We start from the raw sequence: 13,174 nt of genomic DNA on the forward strand, positions 1-13,174 counted from the left end.
AAATGACGACTCACTGCTATAGAAAAATCTTACAGTAGGTGGATTGTCGCGTTTAGCGTGAATACACCTGAGTCATCGTCTTTCATCTTGAAGTTCTGGTAGCTTGCACCAACAGATAGTGGGCCAAAGATGAAGTACTCTGCACCAACACCGTACATGATATCAACATCGTCTTGCTTGAAAGAATCGCCCTTCAGCTCGTAAGAGTGCAGACCGCCTTTCGCGTAAACGTGTAGAGGGCCGAAGTCGATGCTTGGTTTAATAGCTAGGTATGCCGTGCTTGCATCCATGTTCTGAACGGTACGGTTACCGTACTTAACGCTATCGAAAGAACCTAGATCCCAGTAACCCGCTTCTACACCGATGATAGGTAGAATACCAGTACCTACGTGGATACCAACTGCCGTTTCTTTCTCGTTGCCTAGTGAGTTTTGGCCACCCATTACGCCACCGTATAACCATGAATCAGCCATCGCTGTTGAAGATGCACCTAGCAGAGCTAGCGCTAATAACGTTTTTTTCATACTTGACCTTCTCGTCCTAGCGACGCTTAAGTGGTAAATGATTGCCACTAAAACGTCTTTTTGTAATTACTATCCAATTAACAAGAAAATAAGCAAGATTCATACCTAAACCTTGCTCGTTATCTCGCTCTATCCTTAACAAGCATCGATAGCGTTTTTAACACGCTTATCCGATACTGGGTACGGCGTGCCAAGTTGCTGTGCGAAGAAGCTTACACGAAGCTCTTCTATCATCCAACGCACCTCTTTGACATTTTCTGGAACCGCGATCCCTTTTGGTACCTTATTCAGTAACTCTTTGTAGTCGTTCATTACTGATTCGACTTTAATCATGTGTAAGCGATCTTTGTTCGGGTCAATCGGCAGTTTTTCCATACGACGCTCAATCGCACGCATGTAACGTAGGATGTCCGGCAAACGCTTCCAACCACACTCAGTCGCAAAGCCCTTGAATATTAACCCTTCTATCTGCGCTTTGATATCCGACAAGGCAAATGCCATCGATAGATCAACACGCCCTTTCAGCTTTTTGTTGATGTTGAAAGCCGTGGTCAGAATGGTTTCAACTTGCTGAGCGATCTCTACAACCGTGTCACCAAGCTCTGCGCGAACGTGTTCTTTCAGTGCTTCAAACTGCTCTGGTTCCCAAACCAAACCGCCCTTCTCTTCGATAAGCTTATCGATACCACAAGCGATACAATCATCAATCAAATCAAGGACTTTACCGTAAGGGTTAAAGTACAGACCTAGCTTAGATTTGTTTGGCAGGTTCGAGTGTAGGTACTTAATTGGCGATGGTACGTTAAGTAAGATCAGACGACGCTGACCCGCTTTCATTGCTGAGATCTGCTCTTGCTCAGTTTCGAACAGTTTGATCTCTACGCTGTCTTTGGTATCCACTAACGCTGGGAAGGCTTTTACGTCGTAACCGCCACGTTTCTGTTGGTACACCTTAGGCAGTTCGCCAAAGCTCCACGTGTGAAGGTTCTGCTGCTCGATGTCGTCATCAGCCACTTTCGATAGTGTCTCTTGAACCTTGTCTTTCAAGCTCTCTTTCAGCTCGTGCAGTTCTTTGTGCTCTTTCAGCTTGCGGCGACGGTGGTCTACCGCGCGGAACGTTACTTTCAAGTGCTCTGGGATCTGGTCAAGTTTCCAATCATCACGCACTACTTCAACACCTGTCATGCGACGCAGCTCTTTCTCAAGAGAATCGAGCAGCGGCGCTTCAAGTGGAGTTACTCGCGCAAGGAATGCATCTGCATAGTTTGGCGCAGGCACAAAGTTACGCCGTAACGTCTTAGGTAGCGATTTGATAAGGCTAATGACAAGTTCTTGACGTAACCCTGGAATCTGCCAGTCAAAGCCACTCTGCTCTACTTGGTTCAGAATCGGCAGTGGTACGTGAACGGTCACACCATCGTTGTCATCGCCCGGCTCAAATTGATAGCTCAGTTTTAGCTTCAAACCATTTTGGTGCCAGAAGTTCGGGTAATCTAAATCGGTAACATGGCTCGCATCGCCACGGAACAGCATCGATTTCTCGAAGTTCAGTAGCTCAGGCGTCTGTTTGCTGGTTTTCTTCCACCACGTATCGAAGTGACGGCCAGAAACCACCTCTTCGCCAACGCGTTGGTCGTAGAAATCAAACAGCTCATCGTCATCAATCAAGATGTCACGACGACGCGATTTATGCTCTAGCTCTTCCACTTCTTGCAGAAGCTTGCGGTTCTGTTTGAAGAAAGCGTGTTTGGTTTCCCACTCACCTTCAACCAGTGCGCTGCGTACAAACAGTTCACGACTGACGGTCGGGTCAATCGCACCGTAATTCACAAGGCGCTTAGGTACGATTGGAATGCCGTAAAGCATCACTTTCTCGTGAGCCATGACCGCGGCTTGCTTCTTCGACCAATGTGGTTCGCTGTAGCTGCGCTTAATTAGGTGCTTAGCTAACGGTTCAATCCACTCTGGCTGAATCTTTGCGATGATGCGACCCCAAAGTTTTGAAGTTTCCACCAGCTCAGCGGACATGATCCACTTTGGCTGCTTCTTAAACAGACCAGACGCCGGGAAGATATGGAAACGAGCGTTACGCGCACCTTGGTACTCGTTCTTCTCTTGGTCTTTCATACCAACGTGCGATAGCAAGCCTGAAAGTAGCGACTGGTGAATACCTTCGTAACTACCTGGTTCATCGTTAAGCTTGGTATCTAACTCACGCATCGCTTGGTGGATTTGGAAGTAGACATCTTGCCACTCACGAATACGCAGGTAGTTCAGGTAATCTTGCTTACACTGTTTGCGGAACTGGTTGCTCGACAGCGCTTTTTGCTGCTTCTTGATGTAGTCCCACAGGTTCACAAAGGTGATGAAATCTGAGTCTTTATCGAAGAAACGCTTGTGCTTATCGTCAGACGACTGCTGTTTGTCAGACGGACGCTCACGCGGATCTTGAATCGACAATGCAGACGCGATAACCATCACTTCGTGTAGACAGCGATTGTTAGGTGCTTCAATAACCATACGCGCTAAACGCGGGTCGATCGGCAGCTTAGATAGCTTACGACCAATAGCGGTTAGCTTCTTAGTATCGTCACCTTGGTTCTTGTTCTTGCTGTTTGGTTTACCCGATGCAATCGCACCCAACTCTTCAAGCAGTCTTACACCATCTTGGATGTTGCGTTTGTCTGGCGCTTCTACAAATGGGAAGGCTTGGATATCACCTAGGCCAAGCGCCGTCATCTGTAGGATGACCGACGCTAGGTTGGTACGCAGAATCTCTGGATCAGTAAACTCTGGACGTGATTCGAAATCTTCCTCGGAGTAAAGACGAATACAGATACCTTCAGCCACACGACCACAACGACCTTTACGCTGGTTAGCACTCGCTTGAGAGATAGGCTCAATCGGTAGGCGCTGCACTTTCGTACGGTAGCTGTAGCGACTGATACGCGCAGTACCTGGGTCGATTACATACTTGATACCCGGAACCGTTAGCGAGGTCTCCGCTACGTTGGTTGCCAGTACAATTCGACGCCCCGTGTGAGATTGGAAGATGCGGTTTTGCTCACCCGCTGACAAACGAGCATACAGAGGCACGATTTCAGTATCACGCAGGTTACGTTTATTCAGTGCATCTGCCGTATCACGAATCTCTCGCTCACCGTTCATGAAGATCAGGATGTCACCTAAGCCTTCATCACATAGCTCATCAACCGCTTCGAAGATACCTTCCATTTGGTCGCGGTCAGAATCACTGTCTTCACCACCGAGAGGGCGGTAGCGAGTTTCTACTGGGTACGTACGACCTGATACTTCAATGATTGGTGCATTATTGAAATGCTTAGAGAAGCGTTCAGGGTCGATGGTTGCCGACGTGATGATCACTTTCAGATCAGGACGCTTTGGCAACAACTCTTTCAAGTAACCCATGATGAAATCGATGTTCAAGCTACGTTCGTGCGCTTCATCGATAATGATGGTGTCGTACTGGTTTAGATAGCGGTCGTGCTGAATCTCCGCCAGTAGAATACCATCGGTCATCAGTTTGATTTGAGTGTTGTCCGAGATTTGATCGTTAAATCGAACCTTATAACCCACAAACTCACCCAGTTGGGTTTCCATCTCTTCTGCAATACGGTTCGCTACCGAGCGCGCAGCTAGACGACGTGGCTGAGTATGACCAATCAGGCCATAGCGACCGCGTCCAAGCTCAGAACAGATCTTAGGAAGTTGAGTTGTTTTACCTGAACCCGTTTCACCCGCCACGATCACCACTTGGTTCTCTTCAATTGCCTTAGCGATATCGTCGCGCTTTTGGCTTACTGGCAGGATTTCTGGGTATTCGATGGTTGGCTTTTGCGCAGCGCGCTGGGTTGCCGTCATCATCGATTGGGCAATATCTAGTGCAATCTCGTCAAAGACGGCGTGTTTCGATTTCTCGTTTTTAATTCGGCTAGCACCTGCAATTCGCTTACTCAGACGGAAGCGATCGCGCATCATACATTCTTTGAGCGCTTTACGAAGAGAGGCAGGTGTATTTTGGGAGGCCTTAGCCTTAGAAGCAGAATTCTTGTCTGCCGCGTCCGAACGTGCGGCGTCTTGATTCTTATCTGCTTTTTCCGGAGACGAAGTCAAAGCGTGTCCTATTCTTTTCATTACATAAAACTTTGCGAATTGTAGCACACAAGGGCTAGAACAAGATAACGGAAAGCACCTTACGGATAGTACCCTTCTAGAGTTATTCAATTTTTTCGAACAACTTAAGCGAAACTATCGCCTTTTTAGCTTTCTTTGTTCCTCTATAATGCATCACATTACAAGAAAGCACTCATTCAAGGAAAACCATTATGTCTCGTGTATTAGCCCTAAAATCAAGCATCCTAGGCGACTACTCTCAATCAACCAAACTGGTAGAAGAGTTCATCAAGAATGTAGACCAAGACAAACTGACGGTTCGCGACCTAGCTGCAAATCCACTTCCAGTGTTGGACTTTGCGGTAGCCACTGCGCTTCGCGCAACGGAAGATCTTTCTCAAGATCAGCAAGCGATTGTTGACCTATCTGATACGCTAATCGAAGAGATTAAAGCGGCAGATACGCTAGTGATTGCTGCACCTATGTACAACTTCACTATCCCAACTCAGCTGAAAAACTGGATTGACCTAATTGCTCGTGCTGGCGTGACGTTCACTTACACAGAGAACGGCGTGAAAGGTCTAATCGAAGGTAAGAAAGCGATCGTGGTAACGACTCGTGGTGGCATCCATAAAGACGCAGCAACTGACAGCATGACACCTTACCTGCGTACAGTACTTGGCTTCGTTGGCATTACAGATGTGGAATTTGTTTACGCAGAAGCACTAAACATGGGTGAAGACGCAGCAGCAAAAGGCATCTCAGAAGCGCAGAGCAAACTGGCTGAATTGGCATAAGAGCACCCAACAACGTATGCGCGAACATCGAGCGTAGACGCTAAAAATTGCAATTAAAAAGCCTCATCACTATGAGGCTTTTGTCGTAAAATCGGGTTGGAGTTAAAACTCATACTGGAAATAGATGGTGTTATAGTTACTGCCACCTTTGATGCGACCAAACTGTGACGCATTTTCGAAGATAGCCGAACGGTGATGCAGTGAATAACCAAACCACAGATTGTTGAGATCACTCTTGCCGAACAGATCGCCTACATTGACATCAAACGAGAAGTCTAGGTAGTTCAATAGATGACTTGCCGTGTAGCCTTTGCGTTCCATTTCCGTCGCTTCAATATAAGTAATTGAATCGATGTATGACATACCTTCTGCCACACCAAAACGCCATTGAGTCGGCCAGTTGAAGGTGTAGTAAGCCTTAATTGCAACCACATATTCCGTACTGCTTGATTGAACCTCTGAGCTCCAGTGGTGAACGATACCGGGCGTTAGATAAATATCTAACGGGAAACCAAATATCTCATCCGTCAGTGGATGACCGTAGAAGAATGAGGTCAGTTGGTTATTGAACTCATCTTTCTCGCGATTGAACTTCATGATATCGCCGATGTTTGATGGCGTTGCCCAACCGTGTGCCACGCGCAAATAAGCAGGGTTACTTAATCGTGGTTTGGGCGCTTTCTCTTTGTCATTGAAGAAACCGAAACCAACGTAAAATTCACCTTGATAGCGATCTTCAACAATCGACGATTGGTAGGCGTTATCATCTAGACGAGTGACACTCGTCGAACCAAGCAGGTACAAGTTGGAAACAACATGGTATTTGGCTTCAATGCCCACATTGAAATCGGCACCAGCACCTATAGACTTTCCATCGACTTCGTAATATTCAGTGTTAAAGTCTGCACTCTTATAACGAAGTGTCGCACTAGGTGTGAACTCCCAATCTCCAACCTCGTAGTACCCTTTGGCTCTAAAATTGCCATGAAAACGGTAAGAGTCATCAGCCATCAGTTCGGTTTCTAAGCGCCATTGATCATCCAGTTGATAGGTAAGCTGCGCACCAAAATCAGCGGTATCTCCCTCAATCGCATTCTGTTCAGATGCGGGAATGTCGATAAAGCGCATACGCGAAATGGCGTTCAGTTGCCACTTTTCATCCTCTGACTCGAGCAGGTATGCCCCCATTTCTGTACCATCAATAAAGACATAATCATTTTTAAAAAACAGCATAGGTACAAACGAGCTTACCGTTTGATCGCCACCGGACGTGTCGTAGGGAATACTCGCCGTTCGATACATCGCGGCAATACCCCACTCCTGCTCTTCAATCGCTACCGCATTACCACAGCTAAGTAGCGCGCCCGAGCTCATCATGGTTGCTATTAATTTATTCTTCATTACTGTTTTTTTCTCTATTTATCCGATTTCTGCTAACGAATAAGTATTTCTTGACCAATTTTGGTTAACTAACTTAATTTTAAGTAACTAACTTTAGGTTTGATCGCCATTGATCGTTACAATGGCGATCATCCTATGGTCAATTTAAAGTATTGTGAAAGTTTCCGAATTACAAAACATTATAAACCAGCTTCCGAACGATGCAGATCCTGACGTCGTTATGGGAGAGGCTTGGTTACCTGAAAGACTTATCGACACTACGCTCGATGGTGAGCTTCTTTTTCTTCAATTTGATAACGCTCCTGAAGAAACACAGGGAGACGAAGAAGGTCGTGGTTTTGTGGAGCACGAAGTTACCATGATCCGAGAAAAACTCGAACAAATACTTGATGCTCCCTCAGACACAAAAACAAAAGCCGACGCGATGCTGGCTCTATTTTTGATGGCGCATGAACTTTCTAGCTCGGAAGTTATCGAAATACTCGAAACACCCGAATCAGATAAAGACTCAATATAACTATAGAATCGTCCACCACCTCGATTTTAGGAACACTGTGAAGCATTCGACACCTAAAACACTCCCTTTGCTTATTGCTGGTCCAATACTGCGTAAAACGACCAAGAACGAAATTGTAATCTGGATCGTTACCAGTCAACCACTTGTGGGCAGGATCTCGCTCTACCATCGCGATCAAGATCGTGCCTTTTTTCAGTCAAAGTTGGCTGAGCAGCAAAGCTTGAGAATTGGTGTGTCAGCTTGGGTAACGCTTATCCACCTTGAAGGAGATTTCCCAACCAATACGCCGCTCGAGTACGATATCGAGACGAACCAAGGCGGACTTAAAGCGTTAGCGTCACATCTTACTTACAAGGATCGCCAGCGTGTTGAGTTTGTTGTCTCAGAAGAGTCGAACTACATACTTCATGGCTCTTGCCGTAATCCACACCACCCAAGTAAAGACAGCTTGGTTGCCGCTGACAGCAAAGTTGAAACACAGCCTCCGCAAGAACGCCCTAATCTACTAATGATGAGTGGCGACCAAATTTACGCTGACCATGTAGCAGGGCCAACGCTAGATGCCATTTACCAAGTGATCCAACTGTTAGGATTGCCGGATGAACGCTTACCAACAGACGCTCAGGTGGGTCATATTCATGACGGCCAATCTCTGTTTGGAAGTGAATATCACCTGTATCAACGCCACCATTACCTGCCACATCACAAGCAATCAGACTCTTTGCTAGATAAGCTGTTTCCCAACCGAAAAGTGGCAATTTTCAGTTCTAGCGACTGTGAAAACCATCTAGTGACCTTGTCTGAATTTGTTGCAATGTACCTATTGGTCTGGTCACCTACCCTATGGCAATGCATTAACCGCGAGCGTTTGATTGAAAACAACTTTGTGCAAGGGGGGCGAAAGCTCACACCACTCGAGCAACAACAGTGGCGTGATGAAACTGAAATCATTAACGATTTCATCGAAGGTTTGCCGCAGGTTCAACGCTTGCTCGCCCACATCCCGACTTACATGATCTTCGATGACCATGATGTGACTGATGATTGGAACCTAACCATAGGGTGGGAACAAGCGGTACTGCAAAACAAACTGGCTACACAAGTGATTGGTAATGGTCTCGCGTCATACTGGCTTTGCCAAGGTTGGGGAAATGCGCCCGAAAAGTTCAATGATGAATTTATCGATCACGCTAAATCGGTGTTTGAGACTCAAGCCTCACAAGAGAACTCGCACCTTCAACACATGATCGACGAACAAACACATCAAGCGTTCATCGAATATTTGAACCGCTTTGAAGATTGGCATTACACCATCGATCTATCACCAAAAGTCATAGTGCTTGATACTCGTACACGTCGCTGGCGTTCAGAATCACGCATGAATAAACCGTCAGGCTTGATGGACTGGGAAGCGTTAATTGAGCTTCAACATCAACTTATGCATCAAGACAAGGTGATTATTATCTCTGCGGCTCCGATGTTTGGCGTTAAGTTTATTGAAGCTTTGCAGAAAATCATGACGACTTGTGGTCAACCGCTGCTGGTTGATGCGGAAAACTGGATGGCTCACCCTGGTAGTGCTAACACATTGATCAGCATTTTCACTCACACCAAAACACCGACCAATTTCGTGGTGCTTTCTGGAGATGTACACTACTCATTTGCATACGACATCAAGCTTCGTTATCGCAAGAACAGTCCAAACATCTATCAAATCACCTGTAGCGGGATTAAGAACAACTTCCCACCATCGCTGCTTAAGTTCTGTGACGTATGTGATCGCCTGCTCTACAGCCCACGTTCAATACTTAACTATTTCACTAAACGCAAGCGTTTGAAAATTGAGAAACGAAGCCCAGACAACCAAAACTTCTATCGCCTTTCAAACCGTAGCGCGATTGGTGAACTCAAGCTCGATGATTCGGGAAAACCTATTTCAATCGCTACCTTAAGTGGTGATGGCAAAGTAACTCGCTTCCCTGAGCCTGATAAAGAGTGATGGCGATTCAAACGACCTATAATTTTGTCAGCATCGTGTAAACCCGCTTGGGATTGACCAAATCAATCCCAATGTTATTAGCATTAGGGCGGCCTATCAGCCAACTATTGTTATGTTGAGCCTGCAAATAAATCCTGTTTCGTACGATTGGAGCTTATTATGTTTAATTCTCTTACCTCACTGTTCAAACAACTGATTGAAGGTGAAGACCTCAGTCAAACCTCAAAAGCATCACCCAATATTGCGATAGCGAGTTTACTGTGTGAAGTCGCAGGCGCTGATCACGAAATTGGTGAGAAAGAGCAAGCCGCTAAACTCATGCTGATTCAACGTCTGTTAGGTTTAACTGAAGAAGAAGCCGCTCAATTGCTCGATAAAGCGCAGCCACAAGTAGACCAATCGGTGTCTCTGTATGATTTCACATCGCAACTGCGCGAGCTTTCACAATCTGTACGCATCGACTTGATTAAGGCGATGTGGGAAGTGGCTCATGCTGATGGTGAGATTGATCCAATGGAAGATGCCGTGATTCGTAAAACCGCAGAACTGCTCTACGTAGACCACAGTGATTTCATCAAAACAAAACTGAGTGTTATTGGCAAACAGTAGCTTCACAGCCTTCCCTTCTACAACGCCATCGTACTCCTCACTGATGTTAGAGGCTAACCTAAGATGGTTAGCCTGTGCCCTATCTAATCACTAGAGAGAGAACGCCCGTAAAAGATCCCTTTCAGCTCTAAAGGGGCACCGTTTTTACGAATAAACAGTCCTCTTTGGTCTGATATCAACACACTACGTTTATTCTCTAGTTCCTGAATAAACAGGTTCTTTACATTGAATGCTTGAGGACTCGACGCTTGGTCTTGTTCCGTTTGATAGAAATAGTAATGGTCGCCCCAACGCAAGAAAACGCCAAAGAACTGCTTTGCATGAATCACACCGTCTCGGTCATAACCAATGTAGTGCATTTTTGAGCGACCATTTCTGAGGCGCAGCGTCAGTTCCTCATATCCTACGCCGTCATAAGTGACCTTAAACTGGTACGTATTATTGGTGGAGATCCCAGAAACTAACCCAACCGTTAAGAGCAGTACAATGACGAGGATAATTGGCAGACAAAAAAATCTCACGTTAGGACTCTTGGCGGCAAGTAAGTGACAAAAATTCAGAGGAAATCTCAACCCACTGCCCATCTATTAAAGCAACGGCTTGAATATTCTTGCATCCAACACCGCGTTCATGTAGATACACTCTAGTCACACCGCGTTTGGAGAGTTCTTCAAAAAGCGCCTCATCTTTCTTAATGATTTTAATGTCATCATGAACGACCTCTATCCCGGCGATAGTGTCATGATTCATGAAGAATGCCATTTGAGAAAAGGGGATTAAAAGCCCAACAGCTACTACAACTCCGAGCGCTCCTTTGACTAATGATGATAAACCAATACCAAACACCACTTTCTCTAAAGATTCATGAGTATCGGATAACTCAGATGCTGCGAGTTTAAACTGACTCACCGTTTTTGCTTTCACTGTCGTGCTGTCGGTAGTCGGAGTTGAAGTTGGAGTCGATGCTAGGGTATCAAAAGCTGGAATACAGTAACCCTCTTTTTGTACCGTCACCACTTTGAACGGTGCATTTAATGTACTCAACGCATTACGTAGGTTTTTAACGGCAACATTTAACGAACTACTCGTGACTACCTTTCCAGGCCAACACTGTTCGAGCAAAACGTCGCGCTTGATGGTCTTAGGAGACTCTCTGTACAAAAGACTTAAGATCAAACTCTCTGAACAAGATAGGTTAACTTGATGAGAAGTGGTCGTGCTTTGTAGGGTGCAAGTATCAAGATCAAGCATCAAGTCATCTAAGGTGATTTTATTGTTACCCATACAGTAAAAAGCGAATGTGCCAATCAACACAGACTAGCACATTTATAAATATTATTTCATAATCAGAGCGTTAGCTTAAAGCCCAGCTCACTAACATGGACATCCGCAAAGCCGAGCTTAACTGCTTCGAGTTCACTAGCCACTTGTCGAGCATGGTCTTCATCCTTGGCGAGCACTGCAATAGAGTAGACAGGACGAACCATCTTTGAGTCACCACCTGATGAACCTGAGATGTCTTTGTTATAAAGATAAGCGGAAGTGATGGTACTTGTCGCGCTCCAATCGACAATTTTCTGCAAGTCACGGCTGATAACCTTATCCACCAGCAATTTGTCTTCCGGTTTTTTCCAACTCAATTCTACGGCGTAGTTGACGAAGGCTACATCGGAATTTAACCACTTATTCCCGATATCTCTAACCTCGACAACCTCTGCTAGTTCTTTGTATTGTAGTGGTAAGTTGCCGATCGTATCCCGTACCTCTTGCTCACTATTCGCTTCCATCACGAATTTAATGATGGGAAACGACTTGTCACCGATGTTACTCTTACTCACAAACATATCGTGAATTAATCCAGCATCAATCAAGTTTGAGAAGGCTTTCTTTTGAATGGGCATCGTATCAAACACCGCTTGAGCATCGTCGGTTTTCCACGCAACAGCAACACCAAAGGCTGCCGCATTAATATTAAAAGATAAAAATAAGCTAAAAAAAGCTAAAGTCAGTGGGGCTGTGTATCGCATCAACATCATCTCTTAGTCTCGTACAATCCGGTATAGGTTAGGGTCAGCAGACACGCCTTTCATCATTATCGGCGGTAACTCCTTTCTCATGTTTGCTATCGCATTTTTGAACATGACCTCGCTCTCCCACTGCGCTACGTTAATAAAACGGTACGTCGCATCGTCATCAAGTGAACGATGCAATTTGGTCGAGATATATCCCGGTTGTTGCTCGAGAATGTCTCTCGCGGCCTCCCAATATTCGAGTGCTACCTCTTCGCTCGCTGCATCGACAGCAAACGTATTGATTAACACCACCGGCTCAGCCATTGCCAGGCTGCTAATCGTTACCATCAAAGCACCGAGTGTGTGCTTAATCGATTTTCTGATTATTGTCTCTTTCATACTCACTCCTTGTTAAAAACGAGAGAAACTTAACACATGTTTTGACGATAAAAAGACCACGAATCGATGTTTAATATTAATTAAAAATAGATGCGTTGTGCGAACTCAAAAACATACAAAAACCCACTATTACAATTTCTGAACTTCACTTTGGCAGCATTTTGATTCTCATATTGAGATATTCAAACAATCTCCTATTAGCAAAATAACAAAAACCCACAAACCCCTTTAATTTCATGAGGTTAAAAATTGGCATCCTCTTTGCTCTAGTTAGGTTTTTAGGGATAAGAGGGAATCGACCATGAGAAAGCTACTTCCAACCATACTAACGACAGCAGTTGCTCTCACCTTACATGGATGCGGTGGAGGTGGCGGCGGAGGCGGTGGCAGTACATCAACGCCTGCAGCATCTCAGAGTTTCTCAGATATTTCAGTACCGAGCTCTTTTGAGTGGAGCGGTTCGACTTCTCGAGATCTCACTATCAATGTTGTCAGTGATGTGTCACAGCGTGACGGAGAAGCGGCAGCGATCCGCGGCTCTCACATTATCAAGCTTTATAGCATGAGTAGTGGCACTACCGATTCGCAACCCTTCTATACCGGCATGACAAACAACGATGGTCAACTGACGAACACACTGAGCCTGTTAGACACATGGCAAGGCATTAAATTGGTAGCGCTTGTTCGTGGCAACGAGTGTATCTCTCAGGTTGATTCGACAGACATTACCGATGCGCTGTATGTCAGTTGCAACATCGTTTTAGACGCAGATTAAGGAGTGA

Annotated in this window: 12 protein-coding genes; 5 read left to right on the top strand and 7 right to left on the bottom strand. The window is 45.5% G+C overall.

What is annotated here, in order from left to right; all coding sequences use genetic code 11:
• Positions 1–29: 29 nt before the first annotated feature.
• Entirely contained in the window at positions 30–524 is a 495-nt protein-coding gene (locus vsple_RS07935) for an outer membrane beta-barrel protein (RefSeq protein WP_255230583.1), read from the bottom strand.
• A gap of 135 nt (positions 525–659) precedes the next feature.
• Positions 660–4,658, bottom strand: a complete 3,999-nt coding sequence (gene hrpA, locus vsple_RS07940) for an ATP-dependent RNA helicase HrpA (RefSeq protein WP_261883150.1) — start codon at positions 4,656–4,658, stop codon at positions 660–662.
• A 212-nt stretch (positions 4,659–4,870) separates the two neighbouring features.
• Between hrpA and vsple_RS07945 the strand changes: the two genes are divergently transcribed.
• Entirely contained in the window at positions 4,871–5,455 is a 585-nt protein-coding gene (locus vsple_RS07945) for an FMN-dependent NADH-azoreductase (protein ID WP_261881672.1), read from the top strand.
• A gap of 102 nt (positions 5,456–5,557) precedes the next feature.
• On the opposite strand, the gene vsple_RS07950 is transcribed toward vsple_RS07945, so the two are convergent.
• Entirely contained in the window at positions 5,558–6,856 is a 1,299-nt protein-coding gene (locus vsple_RS07950) for a MipA/OmpV family protein (RefSeq protein WP_261881673.1), read from the bottom strand.
• A gap of 154 nt (positions 6,857–7,010) precedes the next feature.
• On the opposite strand from vsple_RS07950, the gene vsple_RS07955 reads away from it, so the two are divergent.
• From vsple_RS07955 to vsple_RS07965, 3 genes are all read left to right on the top strand, one after another.
• Positions 7,011–7,373: a VC1380 family protein gene (locus vsple_RS07955; RefSeq protein ID WP_255230580.1), complete on the top strand. Its 363-nt coding sequence runs from the start codon at positions 7,011–7,013 to the stop codon at positions 7,371–7,373.
• A 37-nt stretch (positions 7,374–7,410) separates the two neighbouring features.
• Positions 7,411–9,372 (top strand): alkaline phosphatase D family protein, encoded by a 1,962-nt coding sequence (locus tag vsple_RS07960; RefSeq protein WP_261881674.1) that lies wholly within the window; start codon positions 7,411–7,413, stop codon positions 9,370–9,372.
• A gap of 159 nt (positions 9,373–9,531) precedes the next feature.
• Positions 9,532–9,981: a tellurite resistance TerB family protein gene (locus vsple_RS07965; RefSeq protein ID WP_255230578.1), complete on the top strand. Its 450-nt coding sequence runs from the start codon at positions 9,532–9,534 to the stop codon at positions 9,979–9,981.
• An 83-nt stretch (positions 9,982–10,064) separates the two neighbouring features.
• On the opposite strand, the gene vsple_RS07970 is transcribed toward vsple_RS07965, so the two are convergent.
• The 4 genes from vsple_RS07970 to vsple_RS07985 are packed head-to-tail and all read right to left on the bottom strand — an operon-like array spanning position 10,065 to position 12,377.
• Positions 10,065–10,502: a hypothetical protein gene (locus tag vsple_RS07970; RefSeq protein ID WP_261881675.1), complete on the bottom strand. Its 438-nt coding sequence runs from the start codon at positions 10,500–10,502 to the stop codon at positions 10,065–10,067.
• Position 10,503: 1 nt separating this feature from the next.
• The gene (locus tag vsple_RS07975; protein WP_261881676.1) at positions 10,504–11,295 is read right to left on the bottom strand and encodes a winged helix-turn-helix domain-containing protein; all 792 of its coding nucleotides are present in this window, start codon (positions 11,293–11,295) and stop codon (positions 10,504–10,506) included.
• Positions 11,296–11,327: 32 nt separating this feature from the next.
• Positions 11,328–12,008 (bottom strand): hypothetical protein, encoded by a 681-nt coding sequence (locus vsple_RS07980; protein ID WP_261881677.1) that lies wholly within the window; start codon positions 12,006–12,008, stop codon positions 11,328–11,330.
• A gap of 12 nt (positions 12,009–12,020) precedes the next feature.
• Positions 12,021–12,377 carry an antibiotic biosynthesis monooxygenase family protein gene (locus vsple_RS07985; protein WP_420833803.1) on the bottom strand — a complete coding sequence of 119 codons (357 nt, stop codon included), beginning with the start codon at positions 12,375–12,377 and terminating at the stop codon, positions 12,021–12,023.
• A gap of 316 nt (positions 12,378–12,693) precedes the next feature.
• On the opposite strand from vsple_RS07985, the gene vsple_RS07990 reads away from it, so the two are divergent.
• Positions 12,694–13,167, top strand: coding sequence for a hypothetical protein (locus vsple_RS07990; RefSeq protein ID WP_261881679.1), 474 nt, complete (start codon positions 12,694–12,696; stop codon positions 13,165–13,167).
• The last annotated feature ends 7 nt before the right edge of the window (positions 13,168–13,174 follow it).

Origin of the sequence: Vibrio pelagius, assembly GCF_024347575.1 — a bacterium.
GTDB classification, from domain to species: domain Bacteria; phylum Pseudomonadota; class Gammaproteobacteria; order Enterobacterales; family Vibrionaceae; genus Vibrio; species Vibrio pelagius.